The organism is Methanobrevibacter sp. TMH8 (genome assembly GCF_020148105.1).
GTDB lineage: Archaea > Methanobacteriota > Methanobacteria > Methanobacteriales > Methanobacteriaceae > Methanobinarius.
Genome location: NZ_JAHLZE010000027.1, coordinates 1 through 18,763 on the forward strand (window position 1 = coordinate 1; position 18,763 = coordinate 18,763).

Annotated in this window: 22 protein-coding genes and 1 pseudogene; 21 read left to right on the forward strand and 2 right to left on the reverse strand. The window is 26.9% G+C overall.

Translation table 11 applies throughout. The features are described from left to right. From KQY27_RS05470 to argH, 17 genes and pseudogenes are all read left to right on the forward strand, one after another. Positions 1-1,720 (forward strand): DUF11 domain-containing protein (locus KQY27_RS05470; RefSeq protein ID WP_224425563.1); only part of this gene is annotated, 1,720 nt, incomplete at its 5' end. Positions 1,721-2,236: 516 nt separating this feature from the next. After that, the gene (locus KQY27_RS05475) at positions 2,237-2,440 is read left to right on the forward strand and encodes a histone family protein (protein ID WP_224425564.1); all 204 of its coding nucleotides are present in this window, start codon (positions 2,237-2,239) and stop codon (positions 2,438-2,440) included. A gap of 652 nt (positions 2,441-3,092) precedes the next feature. Then, entirely contained in the window at positions 3,093-3,464 is a 372-nt protein-coding gene (gene rpl7ae / locus KQY27_RS05480; protein ID WP_224425565.1) for a 50S ribosomal protein L7Ae, read from the forward strand. A 104-nt stretch (positions 3,465-3,568) separates the two neighbouring features. Beyond that, a complete protein-coding gene (locus KQY27_RS05485) occupies positions 3,569-3,775 on the forward strand; it encodes a 30S ribosomal protein S28e (RefSeq protein WP_224425566.1) in 207 nt (68 codons plus the stop codon). 70 nt (positions 3,776-3,845) lie between these two features. Further along, positions 3,846-4,010, forward strand: coding sequence for a 50S ribosomal protein L24e (locus KQY27_RS05490; protein ID WP_042703707.1), 165 nt, complete (start codon positions 3,846-3,848; stop codon positions 4,008-4,010). A 13-nt stretch (positions 4,011-4,023) separates the two neighbouring features. Then, positions 4,024-4,476 carry a nucleoside-diphosphate kinase gene (gene ndk / locus KQY27_RS05495; RefSeq protein ID WP_224425567.1) on the forward strand — a complete coding sequence of 151 codons (453 nt, stop codon included), beginning with the start codon at positions 4,024-4,026 and terminating at the stop codon, positions 4,474-4,476. A gap of 153 nt (positions 4,477-4,629) precedes the next feature. Continuing rightward, on the forward strand, positions 4,630-6,417 hold the full coding sequence (infB, locus tag KQY27_RS05500) for a translation initiation factor IF-2 (protein WP_224425568.1): 1,788 nt from the start codon (positions 4,630-4,632) through the stop codon (positions 6,415-6,417). Between the two features lie 166 nt (positions 6,418-6,583). Next, a complete protein-coding gene (locus KQY27_RS05505; protein WP_224425569.1) occupies positions 6,584-6,991 on the forward strand; it encodes a 30S ribosomal protein S6e in 408 nt (135 codons plus the stop codon). 214 nt (positions 6,992-7,205) lie between these two features. Next, entirely contained in the window at positions 7,206-8,429 is a 1,224-nt protein-coding gene (locus KQY27_RS05510) for a translation initiation factor IF-2 subunit gamma (protein ID WP_224425570.1), read from the forward strand. A gap of 100 nt (positions 8,430-8,529) precedes the next feature. Further along, on the forward strand, positions 8,530-8,886 hold the full coding sequence (locus KQY27_RS05515; RefSeq protein ID WP_224425571.1) for a PIN domain-containing protein: 357 nt from the start codon (positions 8,530-8,532) through the stop codon (positions 8,884-8,886). A 139-nt stretch (positions 8,887-9,025) separates the two neighbouring features. Next, positions 9,026-9,550, forward strand: a complete 525-nt coding sequence (locus tag KQY27_RS05520) for an inorganic diphosphatase (protein WP_224425572.1) — start codon at positions 9,026-9,028, stop codon at positions 9,548-9,550. An 85-nt stretch (positions 9,551-9,635) separates the two neighbouring features. Beyond that, positions 9,636-10,235, forward strand: coding sequence for a DNA-directed RNA polymerase (locus KQY27_RS05525; protein ID WP_224425573.1), 600 nt, complete (start codon positions 9,636-9,638; stop codon positions 10,233-10,235). A 33-nt stretch (positions 10,236-10,268) separates the two neighbouring features. Continuing rightward, positions 10,269-10,445 (forward strand): transcription elongation factor subunit Spt4, encoded by a 177-nt coding sequence (gene spt4 / locus KQY27_RS05530; RefSeq protein WP_224425610.1) that lies wholly within the window; start codon positions 10,269-10,271, stop codon positions 10,443-10,445. Between the two features lie 190 nt (positions 10,446-10,635). Beyond that, entirely contained in the window at positions 10,636-11,136 is a 501-nt protein-coding gene (locus KQY27_RS05535) for a DUF359 domain-containing protein (protein WP_224425574.1), read from the forward strand. A 40-nt stretch (positions 11,137-11,176) separates the two neighbouring features. Beyond that, positions 11,177-11,455 (forward strand): annotated as a pseudogene (locus KQY27_RS05540) (30S ribosomal protein S24e); the annotation flags it as partial. Between the two features lie 122 nt (positions 11,456-11,577). Beyond that, positions 11,578-11,733: a 30S ribosomal protein S27ae gene (locus KQY27_RS05545; RefSeq protein ID WP_224425576.1), complete on the forward strand. Its 156-nt coding sequence runs from the start codon at positions 11,578-11,580 to the stop codon at positions 11,731-11,733. A 746-nt stretch (positions 11,734-12,479) separates the two neighbouring features. Further along, positions 12,480-13,907, forward strand: coding sequence for an argininosuccinate lyase (gene argH / locus KQY27_RS05550; RefSeq protein WP_224425577.1), 1,428 nt, complete (start codon positions 12,480-12,482; stop codon positions 13,905-13,907). Between the two features lie 118 nt (positions 13,908-14,025). Here argH and KQY27_RS05555 read toward each other — a convergent pair whose 3' ends face one another. Continuing rightward, entirely contained in the window at positions 14,026-14,310 is a 285-nt protein-coding gene (locus tag KQY27_RS05555) for a hypothetical protein (RefSeq protein WP_224425578.1), read from the reverse strand. A gap of 147 nt (positions 14,311-14,457) precedes the next feature. Here KQY27_RS05555 and KQY27_RS05560 point away from each other — a divergent pair, with 147 nt between their 5' ends. After that, entirely contained in the window at positions 14,458-14,595 is a 138-nt protein-coding gene (locus tag KQY27_RS05560; protein ID WP_224425579.1) for a hypothetical protein, read from the forward strand. Between the two features lie 66 nt (positions 14,596-14,661). Here KQY27_RS05560 and KQY27_RS05565 read toward each other — a convergent pair whose 3' ends face one another. Further along, on the reverse strand, positions 14,662-15,909 hold the full coding sequence (locus KQY27_RS05565; RefSeq protein ID WP_342765746.1) for an ATPase: 1,248 nt from the start codon (positions 15,907-15,909) through the stop codon (positions 14,662-14,664). 346 nt (positions 15,910-16,255) lie between these two features. On the opposite strand from KQY27_RS05565, the gene KQY27_RS05570 reads away from it, so the two are divergent. The 3 genes from KQY27_RS05570 (at position 16,256) to KQY27_RS05580 (ending at position 18,651) form a co-directional block, all read left to right on the forward strand. Next, complete coding sequence (locus KQY27_RS05570; protein ID WP_224425581.1) at positions 16,256-16,861, forward strand: DapH/DapD/GlmU-related protein; 606 nt, start codon at positions 16,256-16,258, stop codon at positions 16,859-16,861. 305 nt (positions 16,862-17,166) lie between these two features. Then, positions 17,167-17,331 (forward strand): 4Fe-4S binding protein, encoded by a 165-nt coding sequence (locus KQY27_RS05575; RefSeq protein WP_224425582.1) that lies wholly within the window; start codon positions 17,167-17,169, stop codon positions 17,329-17,331. Between the two features lie 138 nt (positions 17,332-17,469). Next, positions 17,470-18,651, forward strand: coding sequence for an NAD(P)/FAD-dependent oxidoreductase (locus tag KQY27_RS05580; RefSeq protein WP_224425583.1), 1,182 nt, complete (start codon positions 17,470-17,472; stop codon positions 18,649-18,651). The last annotated feature ends 112 nt before the right edge of the window (positions 18,652-18,763 follow it).

Consider the following 18,763-nt stretch of genomic DNA (forward strand, 5'->3'; position numbering starts at 1 on the left):
GTCTGTTGGTAGTTTGATTAATGGTGATAGTGTTACTTTGGTGATTACTGTTCGTGTTAATGGTACTGGTGTTGTTGTTAATGGTGTTAATGTTTCTGCGGATCAGAATAATACTAATAATGATACTAATGGTTCTAATGTTACTGAGAATGTTACTGTTGTGCCTGAGGTTAATTTAACTGTGACAAAGACTGCTAATGTTACTAGTGATGTGTTTGATGGTGATGTGATTAATTATACTATTGTTGTGACTAATCATGGTCATGATAATGCTACTGGAGTTGTTTTAAATGAAGTGCTTCCAAACACCCTTGTTTATGTTGGTAGTGTTGCTAGTCAAGGTTCTTATGATCCTGTTACTGGTGTTTGGTCTATTGGTAATTTGGCTAATGGTGATACTGCTATATTAGTGATCACTGTTCAAATTAATGGAACTGGTATAATTAGTAATGGTGTTAATGTTACTGTGGATCAGACTAATATTAATAATGATACTAATGATAGTAATATTACAACTAATATTACTGTTAGGCCATATGTTAATCTCACTATTACAAAAACTGCTAATGTTACAAATGCAAGCTATGGACAAAGTTTAAGTTATACAATTACTGTGACTAATCATGGTATTGATAATGCAACTAATGTTATAGTTAGTGATATTTTAGATCCAAGACTTATTTTTGTTGGTAATTACTCAGGAGTTTCTTATTATGGTAATAATCATACTATAATTTGGACTATTGGTAATTTAAGTGCTGGCGATAGTGTTAATTTGACTTTTACAGTTATTATTAATGGTACTGGTCTTATTTCAAATGTTGCTAATGTCACTACTAATAATACAAATATTGGAGATAACACAACTGTTGGTAATAACTCAACTATCAATATTGATCCGGCAGTTAATTTAACAGTTACTAAAGTAGCTAATGTTAATGAAACTGTCATTAATGGTCAGATTATAACATATACCATTTCTGTAACTAATTATGGTCCTAATAATGCAACTGGTGTTATTATTAATGAAAAATTACCTAATGCTCTTATATATCTAAGTAGTAATGCTTCTATAGGTATATACAATGGAAATACTGGTATTTGGACTATTGGTAATTTAAATAATGGTCAATCTGGCGAACTTGTTATTACTGTCCGTGTTAATGGTATTGGTGTTATTGTTAACGGTATTAATGTCACAGCAGATCAGCAAAATATCAACAATAATACTAATAACTCTAATATTACTGAAAATATCACTGCCAAACCAAAAAATACAACTTCTCATAATACAAGTATTGCGATCACTGGTAAAGTCAGTGATAATGGTAAATCAATAATTATAACAGGTAGATTAACTGATGAAAATGGTAATCCATTAGCTAACAAAATTATTAAATTCTATGTTAATGGTCACTATGTTGGACAAGCAATGACTAATAATGAGGGTATAGCTCAATTAGAATATACATCTAACACTCCTTTAAAGAATGGGGATTATGTACTCACTACTGTATTTAGTGGGGATGAAATATATCCTCCTTCTTCTAATAGTACAACTTTAAAATTCAGTAATAATCCAAATAATACAACCAATAATACTAACTTTGTTAATGCAGGAGTAAGTATGAAAAAAACAGGTATTCCATTATTTGCTATATTATTAGTTTTACTAAATCTACTTGGTATAGCTGTGTGGAAAAAACAGAAATATAATTAAAAACTTTCTTTTGAGAGAATTATTTTTATTCTCTTTTATTTTTTCTATTTTTATTTTTTTAACATTTAAGGCATTTTTTATAATCATAATTATATATTTCACTTTCAATTTTACCAATAATAAAATAATATATGAATTTAAAAATTATTAAAAGTCTAATCAAACATTATAATAAAAATTTAATTAATTGTCAAAAATTTAATTTTAAACATAATTTCTATAAACATTCTAAAATGTAATTATATTTGAGAGTAATCATATCTTTATAATTTATATTTCTATATTTTAAAAAACATAATTATATTGTCTATTATCTGACTTTATTTTTTGAAAATTTTATTCAAAACTATCTAAATTAATGTTCTTGTTCACATATTTAATTATGATAAATCGTTATGTTTTTTATAAAATTACATTGTCAAAGTTCTTATTATATTGAAATTTACTTACATTGGACCAATATCTTTATATATGATGAAAGATACAGTATTAAATACAAATTTATGAGGTGAAAATATGGAATTACCAATTGCTCCTATCGGCAGAATCTTAAAAAACGCTGGTGCTGACAGAGTCAGTGATGGTGCTAAAGAAGCATTAGCTGAAGCTATAGAAGAATGTGGAAACGACATCGCTGCTAAAGCAGTCGGTTTCGCAAGACATGCTGGAAGAAAAACTGTAAAAGTAGAAGATATTAAATTAGCTACTAAAACTTGCTAATACGAAAATATTAAACAATTTAGTTTATCTATTTTGTAATATTTGAGTAATATTTTCTATTAATTTTTCTTTTGTTTTTATTTTATTAAGTTAATTTATTTCTATATTTTTTATTTATTTCATTATTTTGTTTTTATTTGGTCTATTTTTGAAAAGCTTTATATGCTATAAAAATATATTTAATATAGTCTATTCTCAAGACATTTATTTCATTAAATATTTATCATTAATATTTTTGACTAAATTTTGAATTTTTGAGATTATGAAGCTATAATTGATGCAATTAGTCTTTGACTATTGTGTAATGATGTTTTAGCTAAAATTGACTTTTTGTCCTATTGATATTTTGATTAATATCTTAATTTTAGCTTATTTTATTGTTATTTATCACTATGCTTTATATAGACTTTTTAATATTGAATTATTTAATATTAAATTATAATATAATCTAATATAATCTGATTACATTATTTTTATAGAAAATAATATAATCTGGATATTTAAATTATATTTTGTTATAACAGCAGATAATTATAAATTATTACAAATAATTATAAATAATTTTAATAAAAATTATTTTAACTCATTCGAGCTGCAGTTATAATATTTGCCGATGGATGGCAAATGCCAGATGAAAAAGGAGGTAAATAATATGGCAAAAGCAATTTATGTAAAATTTGATACCCCAGAGGAAATAGCTGAAAAAGCTGAAGAAGCATTAGAAACCGCGAGAAATACTGGAAAAGTAGCTAAAGGAACTAACGAAGTTACTAAATTTATAGAAAGAGGAAACGCAGCACTTGTTGTAATTGCAGAAAATGTTGATCCTGCAGAAATTGTTGCACATATTCCAGTTCTTGCTGAAGAAAAAGAAATTCCTTATGTTTACTTACCAACTAAAGAAGCAGTTGGTGGAGCAGCAGGTTTAAATGTTGGTACAGCTTCAGCTGCTATTGTAGATGCTGGTGAAGCAGAAGAATTAGTAAAAGAAATCGTGGAAAAAGTCGAAGAACTTAAAAACTAATTATTTTCTCGATCTGTTTAAAAAGCAGAAATTTTCTAAAGTAAAGTCAAAAATTGATATAAAATTTAGAAAATTCAGCTTAATTCATATTAACAGGTGATTATATGGAAGAAGGAACTCCAGCAGAAGTTATTGAAGTTCTAAAAAGAACTGGAATGACTGGAGAGGTAATGCAAGTTAAATGCAGAATCCTCGATGGAAGAGACAAGGGAAGAATATTAACTCGAAATATCATGGGTCCTGTTAGACAAGGAGATATTTTGATGTTATTAGACACAATTAGAGAGGCTAAGGAGATTAAGACTCCATAAGGTGTTTTTGTAGTTATTATACTATAAAAACATGGATTTCTTAATTAACTTTAATTCTAAGGTGAATATTATGAGAACTTGTTCATTTTGTAAAGAAGAAATAGAAGAAGGTACTGGTAAGATGTATGTTAAAAAAGACGGATCCATATACTTCTTCTGTAGTAGTAAATGTGAAAAAAACATGATTAAACTTGGAAGAGTTCCAAGAAAAGTCAAATGGGTTAAAGAAAATTAACTAGAGGCAAAAAATGATGGAAAAAAGCTTCGTTATGATGAAACCCGATGCTGTACAAAGAAGGATAATGGGAAAAATTCTCTCCCGTTTTGAAGAAAAAGGACTTCAAGTTGTTGCTTGTAAACTTTTAAAAATTGATGAAAGTCTTGCAAAAGAACACTATGGTGAACACGCAGAAAAACCTTTTTTTAATGATTTAGTTACCTATATAACTTCTTCACCTTCATTTGCTATGGTAATCAAAGGCGATGATGCAATATCATTAATCAGAAAAATTGTAGGGGCAACTAATCCTAAAGATGCAGATCTTGGAACTATTAGAGGAGATTTTGCAATGGATATGGGTAGAAATATCATTCATGCTTCTGACTCTCCTGCTTCAGCAGAAAGAGAAATTGCTCTATTTTTCAAAGAAGATGAGATTTGTGATTTTGAAATTGCTGATGAAACTTGGATTTATGAATAAAATTGATAATAAAACTTGATTAAAAAGTTGAATTAAAATTAATAATTAATTTACAATTAATAATTAATACTATCAATATTTATTAATTAATCAATATTTATTAAATAATCTTAATCTAGAAATAAATCTAAATTAAATAATTATTATAATTACATGAAAATCAGATCTCCTATTGTATCAGTTCTTGGCCATGTGGATCATGGTAAAACAACACTGCTTGACTTTATTAGAGGTAGTACTATAGCTGCTAAAGAAGCTGGTGGAATAACTCAACATATTGGTGCTACTGAAATACCTATTGAAACAATAGAGAATATTTGTGGCAAATTTATTGGAAAGTTATCTATCCAAAAAGATATTCCTGGTCTTTTTTTCATTGATACTCCAGGGCATGAAGCTTTTACTAGCCTTCGAAAGCGTGGTGGTGCTTTAGCTGATTTAGCTATTCTTATTGTAGATATTAATGAAGGATTTAAACCTCAAACTTATGAGGCTCTTAACATTCTTAAAATGTATAAAACTCCTTTTATTATAGCTGCAAATAAAATAGACAAAATTTTTGGATGGGAAGTTCATGAAAATGAATCTTTTTCGAAATCTTTTGAAAATCAGGCAAAAAGTGTTCAATTAGATTTAGACAAACTAATCTATGAACTTGTTGGAATTTTACATAGAGAAGGTTTCCAATCTGAAAGATTTGACCGTATTAGTGACTTTTCTTCACAAATTAGTATTATTCCTATAAGTGCTCAGTCTGGTGAAGGAATTATTGAGCTCCTTGCAATGTTATTAGGCCTTGCCCAAGAATATTTAACTGAGCAACTTAAGATTGAAGAAAATTCTCCAGCTAAAGGAACTGTGCTTGAAATTAAAGAAGAAATTGGTCTTGGTGTTACCCTAGATGCTATTATTTATGATGGTATTCTTAAAAAAGATGATGAAATTGCTTTAATGGAAAATGGGGATGTTTTAACAACTAAAATAAGATCAATTCTTAGACCTCTTCCTTTGGAAGAGATGAGAGACTCAAAGAAAAAATTCAAAAAAGTTGATGAAGTTGTAGCTGCTGCAGGTATTAAAATTGCAGCTCCTAATCTTGAGGATGTTATTTCTGGTTCTCCACTTAGGGTAACTAAAGATGGAGATCATGTTAAAGAAGAAATATTACAAGAAATGGAAGATATTACAATTCATACTAATGAAAATGGAGTAATGGCTAAAGCAGATACTCTTGGTTCTCTTGAAGCTCTTGTAAATTTACTTCAAGATATGGATATTCCAATAAGAACTGCTGAAATTGGTGATGTTTCAAAAAGAGATGTTATTAATGCATCTATTGTAAGTCAAGAAGACCCATCTCATGGAGTCATCATTGCTTTTAATGTTAAAGTTCATCCAACTGCTAAGGAAGAATTAGCTAATTCTAATATTAAACTATTTTCTGGTAATGTTATTTATCAAATTACTGAAGAATATGATAATTGGATTAAGGAAAAAGAAAAAGAACAGAAGAAAAAATGGCTTGATGCTATTATTAAACCTGCTAAAATCCGAAGTATTCCTAAACTCGTATTCAGACAAAGTAAACCTGCTATAGCAGGAATTGAAGTCCTTAGTGGAACTGTTAAACAAGGTTATTCTCTTATGAATGAAAATGGAGATATCGTTGGGGTTATCGAAAGTATGCAAGATAAAGGAGATAATCTGCCTTCTATTACTAAAGGTCAAAAAATAGCAATGGCAATTAAAGATGCAATTGTTGGAAAAGACTTTGAAGAAGGAGATACTCTATATGTTGATATTCCAGAAAAACATTATAAAATTTTAGAAAGAGAACTCAAAGACAAGTTAAGTGAAGATGAATTTGAAACCTTAAATGAAATTTTAACTATTAAAAGGAAAATTGATCCTGATTGGGGGACATTTGGACTTTTTGAATAATTTACTTAATGTTGTAGAATATTTTATTAAAAGATTTATTAAAAGATTAATTAAATGATTATTAAAAGAGTTATTAATAATTTTATTAGTAATGATTTAAATAATCAATATAAAGATTATTAAATTAGAAATTTATTAACAATAAGAAATGTAAAGGAGGAATTTTTTGGCATTTAAAGTTGTTGTTTCAGATAAAAGTGAAAGTTACCAAATAGAAGTAGATACTAATGAAAGACAAATTATTGGTTTAGCTATTGGTGATGAATTAGATGGAGATTTAATAGGACTTGAAGGATATACATTAAAAATCACTGGTGGAAGTGATAAGAATGGATTTCCTATGAAAAAAGATATCGAAGGTCCTAGAAGAGTTAAAAGTTTATTAACTGGTGGAGTAGGTTACAAACCTAAAGCTGCAGGTGTTAAAAGAAGAAAAACATTAAGAGGAAATACTATCTCTGATGATATTGTTCAAATTAGTACTATTGTATCTAAAGCTGGTAATAAATCAATTAATGATATACTTAATCCTGAAGCAGAAGCTGAAGCAGAAGGCGAAGCTCCTGCAGAATAGTAATTAATTATATCTTATTAATATGGTCTTTTATAAATAAATTTATAATTTTTTATCTAATATTTGATAAAAATTATATAAATTATAAAATAAATAATATAGATAGAATAATAAAGGATTATATAATGAATATTACGAACATAATCAGTAATATGTATGGAATTATGTATGGAAATACAAATATTTTAATAATAAAAAATTGCAGGTGTAATCTGTGAAAGTACAGTCTGATGTTAACATAGGGCTAGTGGGTCATGTCGATCATGGTAAAACAACTCTTACCAAAGCATTATCAGGTATCTGGACAGATACTCACAGCGAAGAAACTAAAAGAGGTATATCAATTCGTTTAGGATATGCTGATATTGAATTTAGAAAGTGTAACAAATGTGGTGAACCATTATGTTATACTACAGCTTTAACTTGTGAACATTGTGGTGAGGAAACTGAAATTTTAAGAAAAGTATCCTTTGTCGATGCTCCTGGACACGAAACTCTTATGGCTACTATGTTATCTGGTGCTGCAATAATGGATGGTGCAGTATTAGTAATAGCTGCTAATGAATATTGTCCACAACCTCAAACTAAAGAGCATTTAATGGCTCTTGATGTTATTGGTGTGACTGATGTTATTGTAGTTCAAAATAAAATTGATATTGTTTCAAAAGAAAGAGCTATTGAAAGCTACAAAGAGATACAAGAGTTTGTTAAAGGTACTTGTGCAGAAGGTGCTCCTATTATACCTGTTTCAGCTCAACAAGGGGCAAATATTGATATTTTAATAGATGCTATTGATAAAAAAATTAAAACACCTAAACGTGATCCTAACAAACCTCCAAGGATGCATGTAGCTAGATCCTTTGATATAAATAAACCAGGATCTCATCCCGATACCATTAGGGGAGGAGTTATTGGAGGAACATTAGTTCAAGGGACTTTAAAAGAAGGACAAGATATTGAAATTAGGCCAGGTATTGAAAATAAACATGCTGGTAAAAATGCTTGGATTTCTTTAACATCTGAAATCATTGGATTAAATGCTGGTGGGGAAGATGTTGATGAAATTGGCCCTGGTGGTCTTGTAGGAATAGCTACTAAATTAGATCCTTCTCTTACTAAGGCAGATTCATTATCTGGATCTGTAGCTGGAGAACCTGGAACTCTTCCTGATGTTTTACACAGCTTTGAAATGGAAACTCATCTTTTAGATCGTGTTGTTGGTACTAAAGAAGAGCGAGATGTTGCTCCAATTAAAATTAAAGAACCTTTAATGATTAATTGTGGTACGACTACTACTATTGGGGTTGTAACTAAAGTTAAAGGTAATGTTCAAGTAACATTGAAATTACCAGTTTGTGCGGATAAAGGAGATAGAGTAGCTTTAAGTCGTCGTGTTGGAGCTCGTTGGAGATTAATTGGTTATGGAATTATCCAATAATCCTAATCTGGCATGTTTTTATTTGATGATTTGATAATAGGGATATTAATATGAATAATAATAAAAATGAAAAAGTAATTGTCATTGATACAAATTTTTCATGATTCCCTTTCAGTTCAATGTTGATATAATTGATGAACTTGAAAAAGCTTTTCCTTCTTATAAGTTAATCACTCCAAATTTCGTAATAAATGAGTTAGTTGGCTTAAAAAAGAATTTAAAAGGCAAAGACAGGGTTGCAGCAGGAATAGCTCTAAAAATAGCTAAGTCGTCCAATATTAAAATTGAAGATATATCTCTTAAAACTAATGAATCTGTTGATGATGCATTAATTCGAACTTCAAAAGTTTTAGCTACTAATGATATTGAACTAAGAAAAAAAGCAAGAGAACATGGAATAACTGTTATTTATCTACGTCAAAAAAAATATGTTGTTGCTGATGGTTATTTAGAATGATTATCTCTTAAATTTCAAAATTTAGATAAATTTAGACAAATTTAGATAGATTTAGATAAATTTAAATAAAATTTACTTATTTAAAAATATATAAATAAAATATATGAAGATATATTGATTTAAATTAATGGTGGAAAGTATGAATTTATGGACTGAACTAACTCCAGGATCTGAATTTCCTGAAGTAATAAATGCAGTAATTGAAATTCCAAAAGGATCAAGAAACAAATATGAATATGATAAAGAAATGGAAGCATTTGCTTTAGATAGAGTATTATATTCTTCAGTGGTTTATCCTGCGGATTATGGCTTTATACCTCAAACTATTTATGATGATGGGGATCCAATGGATATTATGGTATTGATGGAACAACCAACTTTTCCAGGTTGTGTAATTGCTTCAAGACCTATTGGTATTATGGGGATGATTGATGGTGGAGATAAAGATTACAAGATATTAGCTGTTCCTGTAGATGATCCTAAATTTAAAGACATTAATAATATATCTGATCTTCCTTCTCACCTTTTAGATGAAATTAAAGAATTTTTCTTGACTTACAAAAATCTTGAAGGAAAAAAAGTAGAAGTTTTGGGTTGGGAAGATGCTGAAGTAGCTAAAAAAGAAGCTATACGGTCTATTGATCTTTACAAAGAAAAATATTAAAATTCATTATTGAATTATATATCATATTGAAATATTATATTTATTAAATGATAAATGCTGAATTAATTATTAATGAGGGATTTACTTGTATTATTTAACAAAAATTGAGGATACTGTTAGAATTCCACCTTATCGGTTTGAAGATCCTCTAGAAGAAGTAGCTATTGAAACTTTAAATGAATCTTACAATGGTAGACTTGATAAAAAATTAGGTTTACTTGTTAGTGTGAATGATATAGAAACTATTGGTGAAGGAAAAGTAATTATGGGTGATGGTGCTGCTTACCATGAAGTAACTTTTAATGCAGTATTCTTTAAACCAGAATTATATGAAATCATTGATGGAGAAGTTATTGAAATAGCTGAGTTTGGAGCTTTCATTAGAATTGGTCCAATGGATGGATTGGTTCATGTTTCACAAGTTACTGATGATTATATTAACTATGATTCAAAAAGAGGAGCTTTACTTGCTAAAGAATCTAAAAAATCTCTTGAAGAAGGGAATAAAGTTAGAGCTAGAATTGTAGCTGTTAGTTTGAAAGGTAAATCTACAAAAGAAACTAGAATTGGTCTTACTATGAGACAAGCTGGTTTAGGACGATTTGAGTGGATTGAAGCAGAAAAAGATAAAAGCAAAAATAAAAGCAAAGATAAAAGCAAAGATAAAAGCAAAAATAAAAAATAATTAAAAAGATAATTAGGATGTATTTTAATGAGTATGAAATCTTGTACTTCATGTAAAAGAATATCTACTAAAGAACGTTGCCCAGTTTGTAACAATCCTACTTCAACTAATTGGAGTGGTCTTTTACTAATTGTTGATCCAGAAAATTCTGATATTGCAAAAGAATTAAATATTGAATTACCTGGTGAATATGCTTTAAGAGTAAGATAATTGTTATAAATAGGTTAATTCATAACTAGGTAATTGTTATAGTAAGATAATCAAACAAGATAGTTTATAAACTAGATTTATTATAATCTATGTAATTTATATGAATAATAATTAATAATAATAAAAATAATTAAATAATTTTATAAAATAAATTAATTAAATTATATTAAATATATTAAGGGGTTTAATAGTGTTAATCCTAGATAAAAATTTAAGAGATGAGTTTAAAAAACCTTTAGGTGAAGTTTATCCAATATTTGATAATGCAATACCTAAAATTAAATCATCTAAGTTTTTAATATCTGTTGGAGATGCTACTACTAATAATCTTCTTAAAAATAAAATTTATCCAAATATTAGTATTATTGATAATCTTATTCAAAGAAAAGATCATGATCACGATATTATTTATACAGAAAATTTTTTAAATGCTGAAAATCCTCCAGGAACCATTACTGATGATCTATGGGAAACCATAGAATTAGCTATTAGTAATGCAACAAAAAATAATGAAAGACAACTTATTATTGTTGAAGGGGAAGAAGATCTTGCAGTTCTTCCATGCATATTATTGGCTCCTGAAAATTCAATTGTTCTTTATGGACAACCTAATGAAGGATTAGTTTTTTTAAATGTTTCTGATGTGAAGGATAGGGCTAATGAACTTATTCAATCATTGAAAAGGGTTTAGCTATTGAATTAATATTATATTAAGTTAAAGAGGCTTAAAAATGGAAATTGACATAATAAATAAGAAAGAAAATAGTGCATTAGATAGAACTGAGGTTAAATTTAATTGTATTTATGATGGTGAAGCTACACCTAAAATATTAGATGTTAAAAGTAAATTAGTAGCTTTATTAGATACTAAAAAAGATTTAATTGTGGTTGATTCTATTCAACCTCATTTTGGCGAGACAAAAGCTGCTGGCTATGCAAAAATTTATGGTTCAAAAGACAGTTTAGAAGGTATCGAAACTGAGCATGTTATTGCTAAAAATAAAGAACCTGAAGTTGAAGAAGTTGTTGATGATGAAGCTGAAACTTCTGAAGAATCAGAAGAAGCTAATGATTCTGAAGAAAAATCTGAGGAATCTGAAGATTCAAATTAAAATTTGTGGAGGACTAAATTATGAAAAAATCTACACTTTATGAAGTTGATGGAGATAAAATAAAAAGAAAAAATCCATTCTGTCCTCGATGTTCTGGAGGTGTATTTATGGCTGATCATGGTGATAGATATGCTTGTGGAAAATGTGGATATACTGAAATCAAAAATAAAGATTAATTTTTCTTTTTATAATTTTTTATAATAAGTATTTTTTTATATTTTTATTATAAATTTTTAATAATTATTTATATTAATAATTCAAATCATTTTTTTTGATTATAGTTTAATTAGATTTTTAATTAAATTTTTTTATATATTTTATTATATATTTTTTATATTTTATTTTTAATTAAATTTTTTATATTTTTTATTTTTAAGTTTTATTTTTATTTAGTTTTATTTTATTTTAAAGCAATTTATTGCATTTTATCTATTTTTATTTTATATTCTCTTATTTTAATTTTTTATTTTTATTTTAATTCTTTTTAAAATTATTTAAAAGATAATTAATAAATAGTTAATAGAATAATAATATAATATAGAATAAATAATTAATAAAAAAGTTACTTAAAGTTAATTATAATTTTTTAAACTTTAAAACATTATATCAATATTATATTAAATAATATAAATAATAAAATAAATCAATAATAATAGTTAAATTAGTATATAATATTATTATATCTGCAGTATTATTGTACTTATAGTAATAAAATAGTTTTATTATATTGTTTGGTAAATAGATATATTATTTAAATAGATGTATTATTTGATAATATTTACTAAATTACTAAATTATTAAATTACTAGATTACTACATTCAAATAAATAATAATAGTAATAATTGTTGATTTATATTATGTTTATGAATAAATTATCAAAATAAATTATTAAATTTCAATAATAGTTTTTTGGGGTATTCAATGAATTTACGAAGTGGAAGATTAGATAAAAAAATGACAAAAGGTGCAGCTGAATATACATCTTCACTTGAAGCTGATAAAAAGATCTTTGAAAGTGATATTAAATGTAATTTTGCTCATGTATTGATGTTAAAAAATGAAAAAATAATCGATGATGAAGTAGCTGATAAAATTCTTGAAGCTTTAACTAAACTTAAAGACGAAGGATTTGATGCATTAACTTTTGATCATTCTGTTGAAGATATTCATATGGCCATTGAAAATTATGTTACAGATATGGTAGGTATAGGTATAGCTGGATTCATGCACACAGCTAAGTCAAGAAATGATCAAGTAGCTACTGATATAAGATTAACACTACGTGGTAAAATCATTGAAATTCAGTTAAATATTTTAGAATTTATTGAGGGCATTGTAAAATTAGCTGAAGAACATAAAGAAACAGTAACTATTGGATACACTCATCTTCAGCATGCTCAACCGATTACTATTGCTCATAATTTCATGGCATATGCACAAGCTCTTAAAAGGGACTATCAGAGATTAGCTGATACATATAAAAGGGTCAACCAAAATCCTCTTGGTTCAGCAGCTATGACTACAACAAGTTTTCCGATTAATAGAGAACTTACTACTAAACTTCTTGGATTTGATAGCTATTTAGAAAATTCTATGGATGGAGTCTCAGCAAGAGACTTTATAGCTGAAACTGTTTTTGATTTAGCTACTCTATGTACTAGTTTATCTAAAATGTGTGAAGAAATGGTTCTTTGGAGTACTTATGAGTTTGGAATTATTGAAATGGCTGATGAATTTTCTTCAACTTCATCTATAATGCCTCAAAAAAAGAATCCTGATGTGGCTGAAGTGGCTAGAGCTAAGTCTACCGTGGTTAATGGAGAACTTATTACTATAATGACTATATTAAAAGCTATTCCTTATACTTATAATCGTGATTTACAAGAAATAACTCCTCATCTTTGGAATTCTATAAAAGTAGCTAATGATACTTTGAAAATCGTTTCTGATATGGTTTTATCTGTAACAATTAATAAAGAAAGATGTTTAGAATTAGCTGGAGCTAATTTTGGAACTGTCACCGATTTAGCTGATGTTATGGTAAGAGAAAGAAATATTCCATTTAGAACAGCTCATAAAATAGTTGGACGTCTTGTAAATCTTTGTATTGAAATGGATTTAGAAATTGGTGATGTTGATTCTGGATTTATTGATGGAATAGCTAATGACTTAGGCTTTGATAAGTTAAAATTATCTAATGATTTAATTAAAAAAGCACTTGATCCTTTAGAAAATGTTAAAATGAGACAAGTTCCAGGTGGACCTTCTCCAGAAATGGTTCAATTAGCTTGTAATAATATGAAAAACTTTTTAAAAGAAGAATATGCTAAAAAAGGTGTTGAAAACTAAATTTAGTCATAATGCAATAAACATAATTTAAATTAATAAAAATAGAAGAATTTAATAGTTGAATTTAATTGTTTAATTATAATAGTTGGATTATAATAATTGAAAATTTTATAATATATTATATATTAAGTTCATCTAATCTTCTATTTATTTCTTCATCACTTAAATCTTCTTCTAATTCTTCTTCAACTTCTTCTTTTTCTTTATTTTCAGAAGATTTATTTTTTTTAATTTTTTCTTTCTTTAGTTTAGTTTCATAACTTTCTCTTATTTCTTTGGCTAATTCAGCATTCCCTTCAATAATAGGTCCTGTATAATCACAATCTTTGCATTCCCAAATTGACTGATTTTGAGGTAATATCCAATCAACATTTCGTGATCCGCATCTTGGACAAATTTTCATGTTCTCATCTCTTTTCCTTGTGTTTATTATATATTCTTTAAATAATTTTAAATAATATTAATAAAAATTTTAAATAATTTAATGTTATAGTTATGATAAACGATTAATTAGATAATATTATATACAATTAAATACATAATATTTACTATGAATTCCAAAAACACAAATTTGGCATTAGGAATAGTGGCTATTATCGCAGGTATATTAGTGATTGTTTTCCCTAATATAGTTGCTTATGTAATAGGGTTAGTCTTAATAGCTTACGGAGTATTAAACTTTTTATAATCTTTTTTAGATTATAATTAGTTTATTAAACACATTTATTTTAATTTTTTTATTTCTTATTTTCAATTATTCTGTATTATAAAAACTCCATATTAAATTGAGAGCTTCACCAGGTTCTAATACACCGGCTCTAGTTTCTCTAAGGATTCTCTGTATTGAAAACTTCTTTAAATAAGGATATTTTTTATGTGTTTCATATAAAAGAGGACAGCCAAAACCTTTTATTTTTCCTAAATTATATTTAGCTACAGTGTTTTTGATTTCTTCTTTTCCAATTGATAGTGTTGCAGGCAAATTTAATCTATAAGTAAATTTATTTTCTTTAAATTTATTATTAGTATAATTATTATTACTATTATTATTGCTATTGATATTAGTACTAGTATTATTAATATTATTAGAACGATTATTAGTATTATTATTCTTTATTTCTTCATTTTGATGATGTTTTTCATTTTCAATCGAAGAAGTGTGCTTTGTTATGCACTGAAAACCAGTTGAAAGCATGTCTCCAAAGATTACTATTTTAATATTATTCTTTTCTGCATAATCAAATAATGTAGATTCAATAACAGATGAACATCTTCCACATGGGTGAAATCTTCCATTTAATGAATCTTTTATTATTTCACTATAATTTACAGGGATATATTCATGGTTAACATCTAAATCATTACATAACTTATTTATATTATCTTTAAATTGTTTTGGAAGAACAATAGTTCCAGGATCTATTGTGATAGCTAATGGATTAAACCCAAGTTTTTTAGCTAAAATTAGTGAAAAGCTACTATCAACTCCTCCTGACAATGCTACTATTGCATGATTATTATTGTCATTTTTATTTTCACTATTTAGGTCATTGTAAGTATTACTGTTAAAATAATCTTTTAAATTGAAGTCATATAAATTATTAATCTTTTCTTCTAAAAGATCTTTTAAATTTTTCATTGGTTTTAAAAATTCAGGCTTTTCTAGTTCTGAATGATCATTGTAATTATTAGTATTCTCTTTAATAAACGAATTTAAACTTTCTAATGAAAACTTCATTCGATATTCTCTTAATAAAAAATCTGAATAGCTTTCAACATGGATTTTATTAAAACCTGTTTCTTCTTTAAGTTTACCTACAACCCAACCTCCCTTTCCTATTATTGCTGATTTATCCGGTCTATCTGGAGTTATAATCCATAATTCATTAGTATTTTCGTTGAGTATAAGTTTTTGAATCTGGATATCATTATTTTCATGCCCTATTTCTTTTCTTATTTTATTTATGTGTTCTATGAGATTTTCCTTTTTTAGATTCAAAATTTCACCAATATTTTGAAGATTATTAAATGAATATTTTATTAATATTATTATAATTGGTATTATTATACTAGATATAATATATAATTATATATACTTTGTTAAATATATGAATATTTATAAGGATAATAATATCACTATCATTAATATTATTTATATTATTTTTAATAAATAATAAGTTTTGATTTTATTAAATTATATATTTAAGTAACAAAATATAATTATGATAAGAATTTAATAATAAATTATAATAAATATTATACATTTGAAAAAGATATACTAAGAAAAATAATTATTAATAAAATTAATAATAAAGTTAATCTAAAATAATTTAAGGAGTTTAATGATAATGGCTAGTCTACTAGGAATTTTTAATGAAGATAGTGATGAGTTTTATCAAAAGCTAGCTAAAGAAAATATTAAACTTGGGGTTAACTATAAAAGGTTTAGTAAACCTCCTGTTTTTGGAAAAAACATTTTACTTCGTTCTAATTCTGTTATTTACAATGATGTTGTTATTGGAGATGATTTCAAATCTGGTCACAATGTTGTTATAAGAGAAAATACTACAATTGGGGATGATGTTCTAATAGGGACTAATACTGTTATTGAAGGAAATTGTACTATTGGTTCTAATGTCAGAATTCAATCTAATGTATATATTCCTACTAATAGTGTTATTGAAGACAATGTCTTTATAGGGCCTTGTGCTTGTTTCACAAATGACCGATATCCTGTTAGAGTTGAATATGAATTGAAAGGGCCTCAAATTAGAAAAGGTGCTTCTGTTGGAGCTAATACCACATTTTTATCAAATATTGAAGTAGGTCAAGGAGCTATTGTAGCTGCAGGGGCTGTTGTAACAAGAACTGTTCCTCCGTTTTATCTAGCTATTGGAACTCCAGCAAAAATTAAACCATTACCTGAACATTTAAGAGTATCTAACATGCTTTAAATATTTTTATTTTATTCTTAAACATTTATTATTGTTTATTTTTATTATAGTTTTTTATCTTTCTATATTTTGTTTTTATAGATTTTTTCTATTTTTTTATTATTTTTATTTTTTCTATTTTTTGTTTTTATAGCTTTTTTTCTATTTTTTATTTTAATTTATCTATTTTACTTATCATTATTATTTTATAGCTTATTTATCTTGTTTATTTAATCAAAAATCAACAAATATTATATAGTATAAAAACAAAATTTAATCTATAATATTTTTATAAGATTTACAATTATATTCATAAGGCGATAAAAATGATAGTTAAAGATTGGTGTATGTTTTGTGGAGAATGCGCGGGAGTATGTCCAAGGAATCTAATTGAAGTTAAAGAATTTTCTTTGATATTCGATGATAGTGAATGTAGAGAATGTAGTACATGTGTTAATGTTTGTCCTGTTACAGCATTACAAAAAGAATAACTGAAATTATTTTATATTAAAATTATTAATGAAATCAATTTATATTTTAGATATATAATGGTTATATTTATTAATATTTATTAATATTTGTTGTATATTATTTTATTATGTATATTATGTTTATTTTAGGTGTGTAATATGATTAAAACTGATGTATTGGTAATTGGATCAGGACCTGCTGGATCATCTGCAGCTAAACATGCTGCATTAGGTGGAGCAGATGTAATACTTATTGACAAAAAATCTGAAATTGGATCTCCAAAACGTTGTGCAGAAGGAGTTTCAAAAGCAGGACTTGCAGATTTAGGAATTGAACCGAACCCTCGTTGGGTAACTAAGGAACTTGATGGTGTACGTCTTGTTTCTCCAAATGGTACTAATGTTTGGTTGACTTCTGATGAAATTGAACTTCCAGAAGCAGGATATATTCTTGAAAGAAAAGTTTTTGATAAATATATGGCTATGGATGCAGCTAGAGCTGGTGCAGAAATAAAAATCAAAACATTGGCTCATGGAATGAGAAAAGAAGGAAATGGCTATGTTGTAACTTGTGAACATATGGGTGAAATGTTTGAAATTAAAGCTAACATTATCATCGCAGCTGATGGACCAGAATCTCGTGTAGCTAGATGGGCAGGACTTAGAACAGCTACTAAACCAACTAATATGGAATCAGGTATTCAATTTGAAATGGTTGGAGTAGAAATGGAAAAACAAGATGTCATTGAATTCTATTTTGGAAGTGTTTCTCCTGGAGGATATGCTTGGATTTTCCCTAAAGGTGATGATATAGCTAATGTAGGGCTTGCTGTAATCACTAATGATACAGATAAAACTCCTTATCAACATCTTAAAGAATTTGTGGCTAATTGTCCAGCTACTCAAAATGCTCAACCAGTTGAATTCAATATTGGTGGAGATCCTGTAGGTGGAATGCCGAAAAAGATTTATGGTGATAATATTCTTGTTTGTGGAGATGCAGCTGGCCAAGTTAATCCACTTACTGGTGGAGGAATTATCAGTGGTATGAAAGGTGGAATGCATGCCGGTAAAGTAGCTGCAAATGCTATTGCTGATGAAGATTTCTCTGAAAAATATTTAAAACAATATGATAAGAATGTTAGAGAAGATATTGGAGATGAAATTTCTAAATATCTCAAAGTTAAAGACTTTGCTCTTTCATTATCTGATGAAGAATTAGATTCAGTAGCTGATGCTTTCCAAGATATTCAATTTGAGAAAGTTAGTACTACTGAACTTGTTAAAAACTTAATTAAAGTTAATCCTAAAGCTTTACTTAAATTAGGTAAATTGATTTAATTTATCTTTTTTATTTTTATTCTTACTTTTTATTTTTAAAATTTATTTAATATTTTTAGATAAATTGATTTAATTATTTTTTTATTTTCTATTTTTATTTATTATTTTTACA